The 18,857-nt window shown below is 44.8% G+C and carries 14 protein-coding genes; 10 read left to right on the top strand and 4 right to left on the bottom strand.

Annotation, left to right across the window (positions count from 1 at the left end; translation table 11 throughout):
- The first annotated feature begins 312 nt into the window (after positions 1-312).
- From ACHUFI_RS15460 to dnaJ, 3 genes are all read left to right on the top strand, one after another.
- A complete protein-coding gene (locus ACHUFI_RS15460) occupies positions 313-1,587 on the top strand; it encodes a dicarboxylate/amino acid:cation symporter (RefSeq protein WP_394250666.1) in 1,275 nt (424 codons plus the stop codon).
- A 253-nt stretch (positions 1,588-1,840) separates the two neighbouring features.
- The gene (dnaK, locus tag ACHUFI_RS15465) at positions 1,841-3,757 is read left to right on the top strand and encodes a molecular chaperone DnaK (RefSeq protein WP_394250668.1); all 1,917 of its coding nucleotides are present in this window, start codon (positions 1,841-1,843) and stop codon (positions 3,755-3,757) included.
- 284 nt (positions 3,758-4,041) lie between these two features.
- Complete coding sequence (gene dnaJ / locus ACHUFI_RS15470) at positions 4,042-5,187, top strand: molecular chaperone DnaJ (protein ID WP_394250670.1); 1,146 nt, start codon at positions 4,042-4,044, stop codon at positions 5,185-5,187.
- A gap of 75 nt (positions 5,188-5,262) precedes the next feature.
- Here dnaJ and ACHUFI_RS15475 read toward each other — a convergent pair whose 3' ends face one another.
- The gene (locus ACHUFI_RS15475) at positions 5,263-5,694 is read right to left on the bottom strand and encodes a type IV pilin protein (RefSeq protein WP_394250672.1); all 432 of its coding nucleotides are present in this window, start codon (positions 5,692-5,694) and stop codon (positions 5,263-5,265) included.
- A gap of 102 nt (positions 5,695-5,796) precedes the next feature.
- Here ACHUFI_RS15475 and ACHUFI_RS15480 point away from each other — a divergent pair, with 102 nt between their 5' ends.
- From ACHUFI_RS15480 to tadA, 6 genes are all read left to right on the top strand, one after another.
- Positions 5,797-6,294, top strand: coding sequence for a GspH/FimT family pseudopilin (locus ACHUFI_RS15480; RefSeq protein ID WP_394250674.1), 498 nt, complete (start codon positions 5,797-5,799; stop codon positions 6,292-6,294).
- Positions 6,275-6,901 (top strand): PilW family protein, encoded by a 627-nt coding sequence (locus tag ACHUFI_RS15485; protein ID WP_394250676.1) that lies wholly within the window; start codon positions 6,275-6,277, stop codon positions 6,899-6,901. The genes ACHUFI_RS15480 and ACHUFI_RS15485 overlap by 20 nt, the downstream gene beginning before the upstream one ends.
- A complete protein-coding gene (locus tag ACHUFI_RS15490; protein WP_394250678.1) occupies positions 6,898-8,232 on the top strand; it encodes a hypothetical protein in 1,335 nt (444 codons plus the stop codon). Before ACHUFI_RS15485 ends, ACHUFI_RS15490 begins: the two co-directional genes overlap by 4 nt.
- Complete coding sequence (locus ACHUFI_RS15495; protein WP_394250680.1) at positions 8,222-8,671, top strand: prepilin-type N-terminal cleavage/methylation domain-containing protein; 450 nt, start codon at positions 8,222-8,224, stop codon at positions 8,669-8,671. The genes ACHUFI_RS15490 and ACHUFI_RS15495 overlap by 11 nt, the downstream gene beginning before the upstream one ends.
- 274 nt (positions 8,672-8,945) lie before the next feature.
- On the top strand, positions 8,946-10,508 hold the full coding sequence (locus tag ACHUFI_RS15500; RefSeq protein ID WP_394250682.1) for an AbgT family transporter: 1,563 nt from the start codon (positions 8,946-8,948) through the stop codon (positions 10,506-10,508).
- Between the two features lie 112 nt (positions 10,509-10,620).
- Positions 10,621-11,163 (top strand): tRNA adenosine(34) deaminase TadA, encoded by a 543-nt coding sequence (tadA, locus tag ACHUFI_RS15505; RefSeq protein ID WP_394250809.1) that lies wholly within the window; start codon positions 10,621-10,623, stop codon positions 11,161-11,163.
- A gap of 34 nt (positions 11,164-11,197) precedes the next feature.
- Here tadA and ACHUFI_RS15510 read toward each other — a convergent pair whose 3' ends face one another.
- Together ACHUFI_RS15510 and mltF are read right to left on the bottom strand one after the other, a co-directional pair.
- Entirely contained in the window at positions 11,198-11,332 is a 135-nt protein-coding gene (locus ACHUFI_RS15510; RefSeq protein ID WP_394250684.1) for a hypothetical protein, read from the bottom strand.
- Between the two features lie 186 nt (positions 11,333-11,518).
- Positions 11,519-13,066 carry a membrane-bound lytic murein transglycosylase MltF gene (gene mltF / locus ACHUFI_RS15515; RefSeq protein ID WP_394250686.1) on the bottom strand — a complete coding sequence of 516 codons (1,548 nt, stop codon included), beginning with the start codon at positions 13,064-13,066 and terminating at the stop codon, positions 11,519-11,521.
- 306 nt (positions 13,067-13,372) lie between these two features.
- Between mltF and purL the strand changes: the two genes are divergently transcribed.
- Positions 13,373-17,287 carry a phosphoribosylformylglycinamidine synthase gene (purL, locus tag ACHUFI_RS15520; RefSeq protein WP_394250688.1) on the top strand — a complete coding sequence of 1,305 codons (3,915 nt, stop codon included), beginning with the start codon at positions 13,373-13,375 and terminating at the stop codon, positions 17,285-17,287.
- A 160-nt stretch (positions 17,288-17,447) separates the two neighbouring features.
- On the opposite strand, the gene dapD is transcribed toward purL, so the two are convergent.
- Positions 17,448-18,479, bottom strand: a complete 1,032-nt coding sequence (gene dapD / locus ACHUFI_RS15525) for a 2,3,4,5-tetrahydropyridine-2,6-dicarboxylate N-succinyltransferase (RefSeq protein ID WP_394250690.1) — start codon at positions 18,477-18,479, stop codon at positions 17,448-17,450.
- Positions 18,480-18,857: the final 378 nt, after the last annotated feature.

Here is an 18,857-nt window from a genome sequence, read left to right on the forward strand (position 1 = left end):
AATATTATTAAAGGAGAGGCATAAGCCTCTCCTTTTTTTTATCCAAATTCTTTCAAGGCTTTATTCATAAGGGATTTACTCGGTGTTTGGTTAATGGGTAGTGATTTGTATTCAGAACAGTGGTTTAGAGTTTTGTGTTATGAAACTGGTTGTTTTTGAAGAAATGCTCCAATGTCACATCTGTAACTTTTTTGTAAAAAAATGCTTTTATTTGTTATCGTGATATGTAAAATCCTCTGCAATATCGAGAGATAGCTCGCATATATAACTATAAAAGTACAATTTTCAAACATAACAGACTGGAGAAGAACGATGGATAAATCGCTCTCAAGTAAGATTTTTGTAGGCTTGTTCGCCGGCCTACTGATTGGTACTGCTATTCAGTATCTATTTAACGGGATTGCTGTATTTGATACGTACCTACTTGGCCTAGCTGAAGGCGCAGGTGGTATGTTCGTTTCACTTATTAAGCTTCTTGTTGTACCTCTTGTATACGTGTCAATTGTTTGCGGTATCGTAGAACTAAAAGACATTCGTTCATTTGGTCGCCTAGGTGGTAAAACTTTTGCTCTTTACATTATCAACACCATCATCGCAATCTCTGCTGCACTAACCATTGGCTTGATCTTCCAGCCAGGTGCCGGTGCTAGCCTAGCGGGTACGGTTTCTGAGACGATTGCTTTAACAACAACTGAAACTCCTGACATCTTCTCTCTGGTTGTAAACATTGTTCCTAGCAACCCAGTACAAGCGTTCGCAAGTGGCGACATGCTTCAAATCATCTTCATGGCGATTCTGACGGGTCTTGCTATTCAAGCTCTTGATTCTCGTGGTGGCCCAGCTATCAAGACGTTCAAGATGGCGAACGAAATCATGATGAAGCTTATCGGCCTAGTTATGAGCCTAGCGCCATTTGGTGTATTCGCGCTGATGATTCAACTAGGTGCAACACTAGATGCAAACACGCTAATGTCGGTAGCAGGTTACGTAGCACTTGTTGTTGCAATGCTAGTGTTCTGGATCTTCTTCTTCTACCCGGCAATGGTTGGTGCGTTCACAGGTATTTCTCCAAAGCAGTTCCTACGTGCAACTCGTGAGCAAATTCTATTCTCACTATCTACGGCAAGTTCGAATGCAACAATCCCTGTAACCATGCGTACCCTGACAGAGAAACTGAATGTTTCTAAATCTGTAGCGGGCTTCGGTGTTCCACTAGGTGCAACAATGAACATGTCTGGTGTATCTATCTACATCGCACTAGCAACTATGTTCGTCGCTAACGCATTTGGTCAGCCAATCAACACAGCAGACATCTTTACTCTTGGTCTAACTATCTTGCTTCTATCTATTGGTGCTGGTGGTGTTCCAGGCGGCGGTGTAGTAATGGTAGGTGTTCTATTGCACCAACTAGGTCTACCACCAGAAGGTCTAGCAATCGTTGCTGCTGTTGACCGTATTTGTGACATGTTCTGTACTTCTTCGAACGTTGTTGGTGACACAGCAGTAAACACAATTGTTGCTAAGTCTGAAAACGAAATCGGCGTAGAAAAAGACGAGTCAGCTGAACCAGTTCAAGCTAATGCTTAATTAAGCGACAGACTTAATATGAAACGGAGCCAATCGGCTCCGTTTTTCGTTTTTGTGGATGCTGAAGCATTTAGAAATAATTTAAAAAAATTCAAAAAATGCCCTTGAAATGGCTTCGTACGCCCTTATCTATTGGGCATACGAAAGCAAAACATTGCATTTTAATTTTGTGTATTAGGGTTGAATCCCTGATTACCACCCCCACATAGTGGGTATAGCAAAAACTAAATAGAATTTATTCGGAGATAGCCTGATGGGTCGAATCATTGGTATTGATTTAGGTACTACTAACTCTTGTGTTGCTGTTCTTGACGGCGACGCACCACGCGTAATTGAAAATGCTGAAGGCGAACGTACTACAGCATCTGTAATCGCATATACAGACGGCGAAACGCTAGTTGGTCAACCTGCGAAACGTCAAGCGGTAACTAACCCTCAAAACACACTATTCGCTATCAAGCGTCTAATCGGTCGTCGTTTTGAAGATGAAGAAGTTCAGCGCGATATCGAAATCATGCCTTTCAACATTGTTAAGGCTGACAACGGTGATGCATGGGTTGAAGCGCAAGGCCAAAAAATGGCTGCTCCTCAAGTATCTGCTGAAGTTCTTAAGAAAATGAAGAAAACAGCTGAAGATTTCCTAGGCGAAGAAGTAACTGGTGCAGTTGTTACTGTTCCTGCTTACTTCAACGATGCTCAGCGTCAAGCGACTAAAGATGCTGGTCGTATCGCTGGTCTTGATGTTAAACGTATCATCAACGAACCAACTGCAGCTGCACTAGCTTACGGCCTAGACAAAAAAGGCGGTGACCGCACTATCGCTGTTTACGACCTTGGTGGTGGTACTTTCGATATCTCTATCATCGAGATTGACGAAGTTGAAGGCGAGAAGACTTTCGAAGTTCTTTCTACTAACGGTGACACGCACCTAGGTGGTGAAGATTTCGATAACCGCATGATCAACTACCTAGTAGATGAGTTCAAGAAAGAGCAAGGCATCGATCTTAAGACTGATCCACTAGCAATGCAGCGTGTTAAAGAAGCAGCAGAAAAAGCGAAAATTGAGCTTTCTTCTACTACTCAAACTGACGTAAACCTACCTTACGTGACTGCGGATGCAACTGGTCCTAAGCATATGAACATCAAAGTGACTCGTGCGAAGCTTGAGTCTCTAGTTGAAGACCTAGTTCAACGTTCTCTTGAGCCACTAAAAGTTGCTCTAGCGGATGCTGACCTATCTGTAGGCGAAATCACTGACGTTATCCTAGTTGGTGGCCAAACTCGTATGCCTATGGTTCAAGCTAAAGTTGCTGAGTTCTTCGGTAAAGAAGCTCGTAAAGACGTAAACCCTGACGAAGCAGTAGCAATGGGTGCTGCAGTTCAAGGTGGTGTACTAGCTGGTGACGTTAAAGACGTACTACTTCTAGACGTTACTCCTCTATCTTTCGGTATTGAAACGATGGGCGGCGTAATGACTAAGCTAATCGAGAAAAACACAACTATCCCTACAAAAGCGGATCAAGTGTTCTCTACAGCTGAAGACAACCAAAGCGCGGTAACTATTCACGTACTACAAGGTGAGCGTAAGCAAGCGACTTACAACAAGTCTCTTGGTCAGTTCAACCTAGAAGGTATCCAACCAGCACCACGTGGCATGCCACAAATCGAAGTAACTTTCGATCTAGATGCTGACGGTATCCTAAACGTATCTGCGAAAGATAAAGCGACGGGTAAAGAGCAGAAGATCACTATCCAAGCATCAGGCGGTCTGTCTGAGGAAGAGATCGAAGCAATGGTACAAGAAGCAGAAGCTAACAAAGAAGCGGACAAAAAGTTCGAAGAGCTAGTAACTGCACGTAACCAAGCTGACCAAATGATCCACGGCACTCGCAAGCAAGTAGAAGAAGCTGGTGAAGCTCTACCTGCAGACGAGAAAGAGAAAATCGAAGCGGCTATCACAGCACTAGAAGAAGTTAAGTCTGGTGACGACAAAGAAGCTATCGACGCAAAAGTTCAAGAACTTATGCAAGCAGCTCAAAAGCTAATGGAAATCGCTCAACAGCAAGCTCAAGCACAACAAGCTGCTGGCGCTGAAGCAGGTGAGCAACCTAAGCAAGACGACGATGTTGTTGACGCAGAATTCGAAGAAGTTAAAGACGACAAAAAGTAATTTCGTCGCAGAGTAGCCTGATTTCGTTGTCGGAAGTGCTCACCTTCTAGCGTAGGCTCCGCGCTTCCTTCTAGAACTCAAGCTATCTGCTTAGAAATTTGTCTTGAAGACTTGTTAATACGGGCGTCAGAGGTAACTCTCACGCCCGTAAATTTGTATTTGGACTTGTCGATCTAGATAATAGCTTTATTCGGCGTTTCAGCCGGCAGAACTTTTATCTAGATTGATACACAGACTACTGAAGTGATCATTCGGTAGTAGCAATTATTTTGGTGACCTAGAACATGTCAAAACGTGATTTTTACGAAGTATTAGGCGTAAGCCGCGATGCATCAGAGCGCGATATTAAAAAAGCGTACAAACGCTTAGCGATGAAATTCCACCCGGACCGTAACCAGGGTGACGAGACCGCAGCAGATAAGTTTAAAGAAGTAAAAGTAGCGTACGAGATCCTAACTGACTCTCAAAAGAAAGCAGCTTACGACCAATACGGTCACGCAGCCTTTGAACAAGGTGGCATGGGCGGCGGCGGTGGTTTCGGCGGCGGTCAAGGTGATTTCGGTGACATTTTTGGTGACGTGTTTGGCGACATCTTTGGTGGCGGTCGTCGCGGCGGTGGTCAGCAACGTGCTCAACGTGGTGCGGACTTACGCTACAACATGGAACTGACTCTTGAAGAAGCGGTTCGTGGGTGCTCAAAAGAAATTGAAGTACCAACATTGGTTGAGTGTGATACCTGTGACGGAAGCGGTGCTAAAAAAGGCTCGTCTGCACAAACTTGTGGCACCTGTCATGGCCACGGCCAAGTACAAATGCGCCAAGGTTTCTTTGCGGTTCAACAGACTTGTCCTACTTGTAACGGTAAAGGCAAGATCATCAAAGACCCATGTAACTCATGTCATGGTCAAGGCCGCAAACAGAAAACGAAAACACTTAACGTTAAGATCCCATCAGGTGTGGATACTGGCGATCGTATTCGTTTATCTGGTGAGGGTGAAGCGGGAGAAACAGGTGCACCAGCAGGTGACTTGTATGTTCAGGTTCACGTGAAAGAGCACAATATTTTTGAGCGTGATGGCAACAACCTTTACTGTGAAGTTCCTGTCAGTTTTGCAATGGCAGCTTTAGGTGGTGAAGTAGAAGTTCCAACTCTAGACGGACGCGTAAATCTTAAAGTGCCAGAAGAAACGCAAACAGGTCGTATGTTCCGCATGCGTGCTAAAGGTGTGAAAGGTGTTCGTGGCGGCGGTGTAGGTGACCTAATTGTTAAGTTAGTAGTTGAAACGCCTGTTAAGCTAAGTGCGCGTCAAAAAGAATTGTTGAAAGAATTTGAAGAGACTTGTGGTGGCGAAGCGGCAAATAAGCATAAGCCTAAATCAGAAGGTTTCTTTAACGGTGTTAAAAACTTCTTTGATGACCTAACCAAGTAAGTATTGGTTAAGCTCTATATTAAAGCCCGCATTATGCGGGCTTTTTATTTTCATGGACAGAAACTCGGTTCCTAGCTATTTCCAGCAATCATTGGGCGCTTGTATTCCTGCATGGGACAAGGTGATCTTGTCTGTACTGAGCTCTAAACATGGGTCTTGCTCTTGCGCTCCAAGCGGGTCTGCAATCACGGTATACGCGGTTAACGAAGATGAGATAGATAGAGTAAATCGTAATGTATCGATCTCGCAAAATGTACAGGTTCCTCCTGAAATGAGCCCTTCTGCGGCAGAGATATAGTTTGTCTGATAATTGCTTTCGATTTGTAGTTGGATCTTTGCTAAGTCAGCAAGGGCGACTGTGCGCTGAGACCTGAGTACATGATTGGCATAATTTGGATAGGCGATGGCAGCCAACGAGGCGAGAATTGCAACGACTATCAATAATTCGACCAATGTCATTCCTTTCACTTTCCTTTTGTTGGTGTTGCAGCCATTTTTTCGAATCATTTCTAGTAGTCCTTTCAATTTACCCTTCCTATTTTTTATAGCTGCTAGCATCACTTCAAGGCTTATTTCAATCGTAATTTCAATTACATAGGATTTTGGGAAATGACTCGCGGGTTTACTCTTTTAGAACTGTTGATCACTATTTCGGTCATGATGATTTTGCTTGCGTCTGCCGCCCCAAGTTTTAGTTCAGTCATAAAAACAGTGAAGGTTCAGCGGTTGGCGTCTGAGTTGAACGGCTTTTTAATGCAGGCTAAAGCGGAAGCAGTAAGTAGAAATGAAGACTTATGGGTGAGGTTCTCTTTCAGTAAAGATGATCCACAGGCTGCGGGTGAATGGTATTTGGATATGATGAACTCAGCTAATGAAGTGTTGTTCCAGCTAGATGGCACGCCTTTTAGCGATATTAATATCAGCCACAATTATTCTTCACAAAAGATAAAATTTGAGGGGGTCCGCGGGCGACCAAGTGCCGGCAACATCACGTTGAATTCTGACTCTACTTCCAACAACGTCTTAAATTTGGTCTTATCTAACCCTCCGGGGCGAATTAAAGTTTGCGGCTCGAATAGTGAATTGTATGACTACCCGAAGTGTTAACGTGAGGGCGTTATCGAGCCAACACGGAGCGACCCTAGTTGAGCTTTTAGTTTCTTCGACGCTCGGGATTTTCGTGATTGGAATAATAGGGAGCATTTTTGTCACTGGACAGAGCGTTGCGAAAGACAAAGGTTTAGAGCTGCTGCTGTTGCAGAATTTGACCAGTACCATGCAGGTGATGAAAGAGGATATTCAAAGAGCGGGTTATGATGGTTTGAATGGACAGTCCTTAAAACTATCTGGATCTGTGGACACCATTCAGCTCAGCGGTAGCTCTGCGATTGGGTTTGTCTACTATTTAGAAGGCTCAAACAATAATAAAGACTTTCGAAATATCGTTTATCGAAAGAATGGGAAAAAACTGCAGGTTTGCGAAAAAGGAACCACCTCAGCGACTAACCTACTTGAGTTCAGTGATGTCTCTACATGTCACTCTTTACTGGATGAGAAGATCATTCAAGTTGATGAGTTTTTAGTGCAATCCTCTCACTTATCTCAAGGTGGGATCAGTTCAATGATTGCTGATATCTCAATTGAAGCATCTATTCCTGCTGCGCACTTATCTCAGTCTGTCGCCATTAAAGTTAAGCTGAGGAATTGGCAGTGATGCGATCTGGAATCGAGCGAGGGTTCATAACCCTATTAATGACATCCGTTCTTCTGATTGGAGTCCTGATCATAACGTTAGGCCATTACCGCACGGTTTTTCATCAAATCAAGGTTGCTCAAAATGAAGTGAGTGGAAGAAAAGCTCACTGGAAAGCCGAAGCGGGGATTGAGTGCACGTATTCTTATTTACGAGTAACTAACAAAACTGTCTCCGATATTAAAACACCAGCTACGAATGCGACAGATTACCCCACTTTTTGCTCCCCTTACTCCGCGTTACCTAGCTTAGACATCGCTGATGCAAGTTCGGCTAATGCCTATACTGTGAATGCCACCGCTAGCAATTATACTTTACATAAAACGGTTCTTGAGCTGTCTTTGACCGGAGCTGGTGCAATTCAATCTACAGGGCCTATTGAACTAATCGGCACCGTTAGTATTAAACCTACCGCGAAAGCAACGCCTTTATCTGGCAACGAATACGAATGTGTCAGTGTTGCGTTTGCTGATGAATTTACTTATCGATATGACGCTACCCATGGTGACTCTGGACAAACGCAAGGGTTAGAGGTGCTAGACCCAAGTGCGGATGGACCATTTAGCGGGTTTAATGGTGTATGTCATGAAGACTATAAAACGGTAATCCCGAAAGTGACCGGAAGCGTGTATTCAATGTATGCCCCTGATCATCAAGGAACAAATCCAGCTCCGTTTGAAAAAGACTTTAATCCAAACCAAGATTTGAACCCGTTTCCAACATTCTTCGGCTTACCTAAAACGGCACAAAATATTGAAGATTTATCTCAAGATACCGACAAGTTCACTCGTGTAGTGCTGTCCAATGCGACAAGTTGTGGTAATGAGATTACTAATCACTTTACCGCTGGCCAAACGAAAGGCCTTTGGATCAAAGGCAATTGTCACATTAACAGCGCTGTGACAGTCATAAGTAATGTGTCTCAGCTACTTGTTATTCAAGATGGTGTACTCGCTCTCAATGGTGCGATGGCTTACAACGGCGTTATCTATCACTTAGTTGATTATCAAAATATCGATGTAAAGAATCGCATCGATGATTTTTGGGAAGGGTTAGCAACTCCCAATGTGTTTGCTCCTTTCATCAAACCTATTCACGATTCGAGTGTGCCCAAAAAAAGCGTAGGTATTCAATTTGCGTCGGGGCTACCAGCTGGAGGCCTGATTTTCGACGCCCCAGCAGGGGTTTCGACGATTGTCGGGGACATGGATTTAGACTTTCGTTCTGCGGCTAACCCAATCGATCCCCCCCCAACATATGCGTGGCAAAAAGGTTCTTGGAATGATCTGTAAACAAAAAGGCTTCAGCCTGATAGAGGTGCTTATTTCATTCCTGTTAATTGGAGTGTCCGCACTCGGCTTAGTGAAGTTGCAGATTTATGTTGAACAAAAAGCCGATTATGCCATACAGAGTATTGAAGCATTACATTTTGCAGAGCGACAAATGGAGTACTACAGGACACGAGCTGAGAATGTAAGCGGCGCTGTTGGCTTGATTGATTTTAGTGAGTTGGAGTTAACGGAGCACTGTTTGAATTTAAGTCACACCAATTCGCTGAGCGGGTTAGCTAGTTCTGGCTATGACTACTCTTGTACGGTCGATGGAGTAAGCGGAGTGTTATCTGGTGCATTAAAGAATGTTAACGTGACGGTGACTTGGGTCGATAGATTGAACGCTGTTCAGAGTTTAACGCTCGAAACCATGCTATCCAAATACAGTGAGTTCGATTGATTTATACGTTGGATAATTTCAATGTGATGATATTTTGCAGTTCTCAGACATTGTTTGCGTGCTAGTTAAATTAATGTATATGAAATGGTGTTTTAGTTGTTTTTGGTTTGTTGTACAACTATGGCTTTTTTGCAAAATATGTCTCCATTTATGGAAAATTAGGTGGAATCTTGTGCTTTTTAATGACCATTTTAATAGAATATGTTCTGTACCAATGGGTCATGGTCATAACTTAAATTAGACCTCATTAAACAACATCACATATGGAGTTACGATGAGTAACCAAGCCGTAAAACAAGCACCAGACACTGGAAAAACCAGTGGTATGGATCGCTTTCTAAACTTCATTGAACGTGCAGGTAACAAGATTCCAGATCCCGCAATCTTGTTCTTTTGGGCGTTAGTTATTGTATGGGTATCATCTGCACTTTTGTCGAATGTTTCATTCGATCTTATCAACCCTCGAACGGGTGATGCACTACAAGTAAACAACCTTCTTACTGGTGAAGCTCTTGCAAGCTTCCTCGCAAATATGGTGACAACGTTCACTAGCTTTGCACCTCTTGGTATCGTACTTGTGGCGATGCTTGGTGTCGGTGTTGCAGATTCTTCAGGCTTTATTCAAACTGGCCTTAAGAAAATGCTTAACTTCACGCCAGCTAAGCTTCTAACACCAATGCTTATCTTGGTTGCAATTGTTTCGCACACTGCTGCTGATGCGGGCTATGTACTCGTTATCCCACTAGGCGGTATCATTTTCCACGCAGCGGGTCGTCACCCTCTAGCGGGTATTGCAGCAGCGTTTGCTGGTGTATCTGGTGGTTTCTCTGCAAACTTTATCCCTTCTGGTATTGATCCTCTATTAGCTGGCTTTACGCAAACGGCAGCGAACGTTCTCGATCCTGAATACATCATTAACCCACTTGCAAACATCTTCTTTACTGGCCTTTCTTCAGTAATCATTGTTGCGATTGGTTGGTATGTAACAGAGAAAATCATTGAACCACGTCTAGAAAAAATGCCAGTTGATGAAGATGCTGAAGAAGCGCCTGATCTAGGTACTTTTACTGCAACTGAATCAAAAGCGTTTAAATATGCTGGTTGGGCAATGGTTGCTGGCATTGGTCTTCTTGTAGCTGCACTTATCCCAGAGAACTCAGCGCTTCGTTCACCTGAAGGTGAGTTAACGGCGTTTACTGCACCAGTGATGAAGTCGATTGTTCCACTTATCTTCATCCTGTTCATTATTCCAGGTATCGTTTATGGCCGTGTTGCTGGCACATTTAAGAACAGCAACGATGTCATCAAGGCGATGTCAGATACAATGGCGACGATGGGCGCATACATTGTAATGTCGTTCTTCTGTGCTCAGTTCCTATCAGCATTTGGCCAATCTAATATCGGTACTATGCTTGCGCTTTACGGTGCAGAAGGCCTGAAAGCAATGGACTTACCTGGCCAAGCAACAGTTGTTGGTATGATTCTCCTTACAGCAGCGGTTAACTTACTCGTTGGTTCGGCATCGGCTAAATGGGCTCTGATTGGTCCAATCCTAGTTCCAATGTTAATGGCAGTAGGTATTTCTCCTGAGCTATCTCAAGCGGCATACCGTGTAGGTGATTCTGTATCGAACATCATTTCACCTCTAATGGTATTCTTCCCTCTTGTAGTGGTTTACTGTCAACGTTACGTCAAGTCGACAGGTATCGGCACACTAGCGTCATTGATGATGCCGTTCTCTATCGCGATGCTAATTGGTTGGACTATCTTCCTACTCGCATACTGGGCACTAGGTATTCCACTAGGTATTAACGCGCCATACACTTACACAATGTAAAGTGTGAAGAGTTAATGAAAGCCCGCGCTACTGAGTGCGGGCTTTTTTGTTGTAAATTTAAAGCAGGGCGATAAGCTATCGCACAAATGTTAATTGACTAGGATGAGACTGTATTTTGGATAATTTCACGCCTCAAGATGAACAATTCATGCGGCGAGCCATAGAGCTTGCTCACCAAGCTGAATTAGAAGGGGAGGTGCCTGTTGGGGCGGTCTTAGTCAAAGATGGCGACATTATTGCTGAAGGGTGGAATCGCTCAATAGGATCGCATGATGCGACGGCTCATGCTGAAATTGAGACGTTGAGAAAAGCAGGACAAGTGCTAGAAAACTATCGTCTATTGGATACGACCTTATATGTGACGCTTGAACCTTGCCCTATGTGCGCAGGGGCGTTATTGCACAGCCGAGTAAAGCGGGTTGTATTTGGCGCACCTGATCTCAAAGCTGGTGCGGCAGGAACCGTGCTGAACCTGTTTGATAGCCAGGCGTCTTATCATTATGCCGACGTCGAGCACGGCTTGTTAGAGGAACAGTGTCGCGAGCAATTACAAGCATTTTTTAAAAGGCGTCGAAAGGAAATTAAAGAAAAACGAAAACAGCAAAAACAAGAAGACGAGAAGACTTTAAGTAGAGAGGAATCTAAAAAGAGGTAAGCGTTTCATTCTCCGTTTACCTCTAATGTAAACGCTACAAAGCAAGCATTTGCATAAATGCACGATTGCGCCAAATGATTTTCTTTTTATTGTTTGAAAGCATGCGTTTACGACGGTTTGCCGCGACGGTCTTATCGAGGCGTTTTGTCTTTAGTCTCCGCTTCATCATTTGACGATGTCCTATTGTTTAGTGGTCTTAAAGTTTTTGGCTTGATTATTCTTTGGATGAATCAAGCTCCCTGCGTTTATAGAGTTCAATTGTTACCATAGTATGACACAGGAATTGAGTGACAGATTTTTGTGTTACTGAACTAAGATAAAAAAAGAGCAATGTATTGAACATTGCTCTTTTTCATTACTGTGTTGGTAAGGCGTCACTAATGCTGGAATCTGCTGCGCTAATTGTTGAGTCAGAGGCCGATACTGCAAGCGGTGGAATGACGATAAGATCATCAATATTTTGTTGATTCTCTACCATAGTTTGTTTGTCGACATGCCCTATGATGCTTTGGTAATAACGGCGAATGTTTTCAACGTAATTACGGGCTTCATCACCTCGAGCGTAGCCGTAACGAGTTTTACTGTAATACTTTTTCTGCCTCAATAGAGGTAAGCGATCCTTCACGTCACCCCAAGCATTTGGGTCTCCGCCTTGAGACTTTGTTAATCGGCGCGCATCCATCATATGGCCAAAACCAACGTTATAAGACGCGAGTGCGAACCAAATTTTTTCATGTTCAGAGATTGAATCTGGTACTCGTTTGACAATACGACGTAGATATTCAACGCCACCCTGAACGGATTGCTCAGGATCCAATCGGTTAGTTACACCGACGCTTTTGGCGGTTGGCAGCGTTAACATCATCATGCCGCGAACACCGGTCGGAGATTTGGCTACTGGGTTCCAATGTGACTCTTGATAAGCGAGCGCGGCAATTAAACGCCAGTCAAACTCTTGAGAGTATTGTTGGAATAGGGGCGACCATTTTGGGAGCTTGCTATCTAGTGCTCGAATAAATGCGCGAGTGTCCACATAATCGAAGCTGCCAATGTGTCCGATGTATTTTTCTTCTAAGCTTGCTAGCTCTCCAGACTGTTTATAGTTGCCAAAAAATTCGATTAGCAGCGCATATAAGCTCTCATCCTCAGATTTATTTAAGTACCAAGAGATAGGTTGGTCTTCGGTGAGCTCAAAGGCTAACGCTAGATCTGGGTATAAACGTTGCGCCAGGGAAAGCTCTACGGAATCAGCGACAGTAAATTGAAGTTTTCCATTGGAGACGCGACGCAATAAATCATGGACGTCTGCATTGCCGACCGCTTTGTACTCTAGCTCTGGATTTTCTTTTTGGATGGCCTGAAGTGTTGGTTCAAAGTGAGACTCTTTTACCACGACTAAAGCAGGATCGAGCGTCGTTTGGTTGGCTTCCAAATGCTCAGCTTGACGCTTTTGCTCAAATTGGATCAGTTGCTCTAGATTTCTCGGTCGCCATTGACCCTTTTTATAAACCACTTGTTGGCTAACGTAGTAATACGTCGGCCCTGCTCGGAATGAACGAGTGAGCTTGGAAGTTTGGGTTAGCCCTGTTGCGATGAGGTCGATCTCGCCTTTTTTTAGGGCAGGGAATAACCCCGATAATCGGTAAGCAGGTTTAACTTCTAACTTAACACCGAGCTGTTTGGCGAACTCACGAGCGAGCTCGTAATCAAGCCCTGTTGGCCCATCTGGACCAATATAGTATGAGAGTTGGTTGTTGAGAGTACCGACACGAAGCACTCCGCGTTCACGAATTTGGTCTAGCACGCTTTTAGGCTCGGACTCTATTTGACAACCCACGATCCCTAGAATACTGAAAAGCAACAATAATGCTTTTGCAGAAAAACGTAACGTTAGTTTTGACATGAATTAAATTCCGTACGACGAATAGTGCCTTTATACCAAACCGAGCATCACTGGCATAGCTTGAATCATTAAGCAGGTGTAAAAGTGGTGGCAGAATCGACAAAAAGCCTGTAACCGCAGGTTGACAAAAAAAATAACGCAAACGGTTGCTTTTGGTGTTACATCACAAAAGTAATTGCTTTATAATGCGCTCGCAAAGGAGAGGTGGAATCGGCATAGGTTCGAAGAAAACAGTTAGATTTTCCCTATAACCCACTGAATTTATTCCAATATCACCTTAATCAATTGCATAAGAGACCTAAGCACATGAGAATTTTGCGTGGCTCCCCAGCTCTATCTGAGTTTCGTGTTAACAAGCTTTTAGAGCTTTGTCGTGAATTAAGCTTACCTGTAACAGGTATTTACGCTGAGTTTGCACACTTTGCTGACTTAACGGCAGACCTAGACGCGTCTGAAGTTGAGAAGTTAGAAAAGTTACTGACTTACGGTCCAACGATTGAAGAGCATAAACCAGAAGGTTTATTGCTTCTTGCAACGCCACGTCCAGGCACTATCTCGCCTTGGTCTTCAAAGTCGACAGACATCGCTAACAACTGTGGTCTTGATAAAGTCGTTCGCCTTGAGCGCGGTACCGCTTTCTACATTGAAACTTCTTCTGATCTTTCTGAACTTCAACTTGTTGAACTGAAAGCGATTCTTCACGATCGTATGATGGAAGTGGTTTTCACTGACTTCGAATCTGCGGCAGCATTGTTCACCGTTGCTGAACCAGCACCTTATGCGGAAGTTGATCTCCTTACTGGCGGTCGTAAAGCACTTGAAGAAGCAAACGTTACCTTAGGTCTAGCGCTTGCAGAAGATGAGATTGATTACCTACTTGAAAGCTTTGTCACTAAGCTTGAACGTAACCCGACTGACATCGAGCTAATGATGTTTGCACAAGCGAACTCAGAGCACTGTCGTCACAAGATCTTCAACGCTGATTGGACTATCGACGGCGTTAAGCAAGAAAAATCATTGTTCAAGATGATTAAGAACACTTTTGAAACGACACCAGAGCACGTTCTGTCTGCTTACAAAGATAACGCGGCAGTAATGGCTGGCTCTGAAGTCGGTCGTTTCTTCCCAGATCCAGAAACTCGTCAGTACAACTACCACCAAGAGAAAACACACATCTTGATGAAAGTTGAAACGCACAACCACCCAACGGCAATCTCTCCGTGGCCGGGCGCATCTACAGGTTCAGGCGGTGAAATCCGTGATGAAGGCGCAACAGGTATTGGTGGTAAACCAAAAGCTGGTCTTGTGGCGTTCTCTGTATCTAACCTTAAGATCCCGAACTTCGTTCAACCTTGGGAAACTGACTTTGGCAAGCCAAGCCGTATCGTTACTGCTTTGGATATCATGCTTGAAGGTCCTCTTGGTGGCGCTGCATTCAACAACGAATTTGGTCGTCCAAACCTACTTGGTTACTTCCGTACTTACGAAGAGAAAGTAAATTCTCACGCAGGTGAAGAAGTACGTGGTTACCACAAGCCAATCATGCTGGCTGGTGGTCTTGGTAATATCCGTGACGAGCACGTTCAGAAGAAAGAGATCCCAGTAGGTGCAAGCCTAATCGTTCTTGGTGGTCCTGCTATGAACATCGGCCTTGGCGGCGGTGCGGCATCTTCAATGGACTCTGGTTCTTCTTCTGAAGATCTTGATTTCGCTTCTGTACAACGTGAAAACCCAGAAATGGAACGCCGTTGTCAGGAAGTGATCGACCGTTGTTGGCAGCTAGGTGATGCTAACCCAATCGCATTCATCCACGATGTGGGCGCGGGCGGTATTTCGAACGCACTTCCTGAATTAGTAGACGACGGTGAGCGCGGCGGTATCTTCAACCTACGTGACGTGCCAAACGATGAGCCGGGCATGAGTCCACTTGAGATCTGGTGTAACGAATCTCAAGAGCGTTACGTAATGGCAGTTGCTGATAAAGACATGGCAACATTCGACGCTATTTGTAAGCGTGAACGCGCTCCTTACGCAGTGGTTGGTAAAGCAACTGAAGAGCGTGAACTTAAACTTGAAGATTCACACTTCGACAACACGCCAATCGACATGCCAATGGACATCCTATTAGGTAAAACACCTAAGATGCACCGTGACGCGAAAACGCTAAAAGCGAACAACCCTGCGATTGACCGCTCTGGTATTGAAATGAACGAAGCGGTTGACCGTGTTCTTCGCCTGCCAACTGTCGCTGAGAAAACATTCCTAATCACTATCGGTGACCGCTCGGTAACTGGCCTTGTTGCTCGTGACCAAATGGTTGGCCCATGGCAGGTTCCTGTTGCTAACTGTGCGGTAACGGCAGCTAGTTACGACTCTTACCACGGTGAAGCGATGTCTCTTGGTGAGCGTACGCCAGTAGCTCTACTAGACTTCGGTGCATCGGCTCGTCTAGCGGTTGGTGAAGCAATCACAAACATCGCAGCGACTAATATCGGCGATATCAAACACATTAAACTGTCGGCGAACTGGATGTCTCCAGCGGGTCACCCGGGTGAAGATGCAGGTCTTTACGAAGCGGTGAAAGCAGTTGGTGAAGAGCTATGTCCTGCACTGGGTCTAACTATCCCTGTGGGTAAAGACTCAATGTCTATGAAGACGAAGTGGGAAGAGAACGGCGAGCAGAAAGAAGTAACTTCTCCGCTATCTCTTGTTATCACGGCATTTGCTCGTGTTGAAGATGTTCGTAAGACGATTACGCCTCAGCTTCGCACTGACAAAGGTGACACATCACTAGTTCTTATCGACCTAGGTAACGGCAAAAACCGTCTAGGTGCAACGGCACTGGCGCAAGTTTACAAGCAGCTTGGTGATAAGCCAGCTGACGTAGACAACGCAGCACAGCTAAAAGGTTTCTACGAAGGCGTTCAAGCACTGGTTGCTAACGACCAAGTTGTGGCTTACCACGATAAAGGCGATGGCGGTCTATTTGTTACTCTAGCTGAGATGGCGTTCGCGGGTCACTGTGGTGTTAATGCTGATATTGCTGCACTTTTATCTGCATCAGAGAACAGCGAAGACGCACTAGCTGCACTATTCAACGAAGAGCTAGGTGCGGTAATCCAAGTTCGTAACGATGATCTAGACGCAGTTCTTTCTACGCTTGCAGCAAACGGTCTAGAAGCGTGCTCACACGTAATCGGTACTGTTGAAGCGTCTGATGAGCTAGTGATTAAGTCTGGTGAGTCTGTAGTGATTGAACGTAACCGTACTGAACTACGTACTATTTGGGCTGAGACGACGCATAAGATGCAAGGTCTACGTGATAATCCAGCATGTGCTGACCAAGAGCATGAAGCGAAGAAAGACAACTCAGATCCTGGTCTAAACGTGAAACTAAGCTTCGATGTGAACGAAGACATCGCAGCGCCATACATTGCTAAAGGCGCTAAGCCTAAGATGGCGATTCTACGTGAGCAAGGTGTTAACTCTCACGTTGAAATGGCAGCAGCATTCGACCGTGCAGGTTTCGAAGCAACTGATATTCACATGAGCGACATCCTAACGGGTCAAGCGGTACTAGAAGAGTACAACGGCCTTGTGGCTTGTGGTGGTTTCTCTTACGGTGACGTACTGGGCGCTGGTGAGGGGTGGGCTAAATCAGTATTGTTTAATGATTCTACTCGTGACCAATTTGAAAGCTTCTTCAAGCGTGAAGATACCTTCTCTCTAGGTGTATGTAACGGCTGTCAGATGTTGTCTAACTTACGTGAACTCATTCCGGGTGCTGAGTACTGGCCACGTTTCGTTCGCAATGAATCTGAGCGTTTTGAAGCACGTTTCAGCCTAGTTGAAGTTCAGAAATCTGATTCTGTATTCTTCAATGGCATGGAAGGTTCTCGTATGCCAATCGCGGTTTCTCACGGTGAAGGCCGCGTAGAAGTGCGTGACAACGACCACCTAAACGCGATTGAAAACTCAGGTACGGTTGCTCTACGTTATGTTGATAACCATGGTAATCCAACGCAGCAATACCCGAATAACCCGAACGGTTCGCCAAACGCTATCACAGGTTTAACAACGACGGATGGCCGCGTGACTATCATGATGCCTCACCCAGAGCGTGTATTCCGCACAGTTGCTAACTCTTGGTCTCCAGAAGGTTGGGGCGAGAACGGTGCTTGGATGCGTATGTTTCAAAACGCACGTAAGAACGTGGGTTAATCATACCGCGTTAATCTAAATTAGATTAAGCAAAAATCAAAAGCGCAGATCGAAAGGTCTGCGCTTTTTTATGGATGTAATTCTTTAAGAGTTAGGATCAAAAAAGCCGCTGGAACGAATTCCAGCGGCTTTCTATTTTTCTAGCTCTAAGCAGGAGCAATTAGTTATTGCTGTGCAACTCGCTGTTCAGCTCAACCGCTGATTTGTTTGCAAGACATTCGATCTGGCCAGTCACTGAGTTGCGACGGAATAGCAGATCAGAAACACCAGCAAGGTCACGAGCTTTAATGATTTCTACTTCGTTACCTTCTTTATCAAGCATGCGAACCTTAGTACCAGCCGTCACATATAGGCCAGACTCAACCGTACAGCGGTCGCCCATTGGGAAGCCAAGACCAGCGTTTGCACCTAGAAGGCAGTTTTCACCGATAGAGATAACCATAGTACCGCCACCAGAAAGCGTACCCATGATAGAAGCTCCGCCGCCGATGTCTGAACCGTTACCCACAACAACACCCGCAGAGATACGACCTTCAACCATGCTTACGCCAGTTGTACCAGCGTTGAAGTTGATGAAACCTTCGTGCATAACTGTTGTGCCTTCACCAACGTGTGCACCAAGGCGTACGCGAGAAGTGTCAGCGATACGAATACCCGCAGGCACCACGTAATCCACCATTTTAGGAAATTTGTCGACACAATCGACAGACAAGGTTTCGCCAGCAAGACGAGCTTCGATTTGACGCTCTGCAAGTTCAGGAAGATCGATAGGACCTTGGTTTGTCCATGCGATGTTGTGCAGCAGACCGAAGATACCGTCTAGTACAGTACCGTGTGGTTGAACAAGGCGATTAGAGATAAGTTGTAGCTTTAGGAAGCCTTCAGCAACAGAAGCTGGCTTCTCGTCAGTCGCAAGAACAACAAGAACAAGTGGTTGCTCAGATGCTGCTGCTTTTTCTGTGAAAGATGCGTTTGCTGCATCGTCGTTTGCTGAGAATGCTTTCGCTAGTTCTGCGCTTTGTGCAGCAGAGATTTCGATAGCTTGGTTGCCTTCAGTGTAACCAGAAACTTCTGCTACAGCTGCAACAAGTGCATCGCTTGGGTTTAGAAGCGGGTTAGGGAAAAACGCTTCAATGATTTTATTGTCGCGGTTTTTGGTTGCCGTACCAAAGGCTAGTGAAAAGTAAGCCATGTTGAATCTCCATGTGTTGAGTCTTGATTTTGCTCTATACGCTTTAGGTTTCAAATTGTCCTAAGGTGAGCAAAGTTAATTTAATTGCGTTCATCATAAAGAGAGCGTCCTCGTTATGAAAGGGCGTGCGAAGAGAAAGTCTGTAAAATGATATTGCTTGTCTTTTTAGCGATAGTTTTCTTCTATGAGAAAATCGAACATCTGCGTTGAAGCTTACACGAATAGCGCTTTGTAAGCCTGTTTAATCTCACCGGTTAAGGTCAAAAACAATATCATCACTGTTACCGAAACTAGCTCTTTTAAGGAAGCGACTTGCGGGCTCGCCACCGGTTTTTAATGCAAATGACGCGAGGCTTTAAATGAACATGTGCTTGGGAA

Source organism: Vibrio profundi, from assembly GCF_043642225.1.
GTDB classification, from domain to species: Bacteria; Pseudomonadota; Gammaproteobacteria; order Enterobacterales; family Vibrionaceae; genus Vibrio; species Vibrio profundi_A.

Coding starts and splice junctions, on each gene's coding strand:
- ACHUFI_RS15460 (WP_394250666.1), top strand. CDS start 313: ATGGATAAATCGCTCTCAAGTAAGATTTTTGTAGGCTTGTTCGCCGGC.
- dnaK (WP_394250668.1), top strand. CDS start 1,841: ATGGGTCGAATCATTGGTATTGATTTAGGTACTACTAACTCTTGTGTT.
- dnaJ (WP_394250670.1), top strand. CDS start 4,042: ATGTCAAAACGTGATTTTTACGAAGTATTAGGCGTAAGCCGCGATGCA.
- ACHUFI_RS15475 (WP_394250672.1), bottom strand. CDS start 5,694: ATGATTCGAAAAAATGGCTGCAACACCAACAAAAGGAAAGTGAAAGGA.
- ACHUFI_RS15480 (WP_394250674.1), top strand. CDS start 5,797: ATGACTCGCGGGTTTACTCTTTTAGAACTGTTGATCACTATTTCGGTC.
- ACHUFI_RS15485 (WP_394250676.1), top strand. CDS start 6,275: ATGACTACCCGAAGTGTTAACGTGAGGGCGTTATCGAGCCAACACGGA.
- ACHUFI_RS15495 (WP_394250680.1), top strand. CDS start 8,222: ATGATCTGTAAACAAAAAGGCTTCAGCCTGATAGAGGTGCTTATTTCA.
- ACHUFI_RS15500 (WP_394250682.1), top strand. CDS start 8,946: ATGAGTAACCAAGCCGTAAAACAAGCACCAGACACTGGAAAAACCAGT.
- ACHUFI_RS15510 (WP_394250684.1), bottom strand. CDS start 11,332: ATGATGAAGCGGAGACTAAAGACAAAACGCCTCGATAAGACCGTCGCG.
- mltF (WP_394250686.1), bottom strand. CDS start 13,066: ATGTCAAAACTAACGTTACGTTTTTCTGCAAAAGCATTATTGTTGCTT.
- purL (WP_394250688.1), top strand. CDS start 13,373: ATGAGAATTTTGCGTGGCTCCCCAGCTCTATCTGAGTTTCGTGTTAAC.
- dapD (WP_394250690.1), bottom strand. CDS start 18,479: ATGGCTTACTTTTCACTAGCCTTTGGTACGGCAACCAAAAACCGCGAC.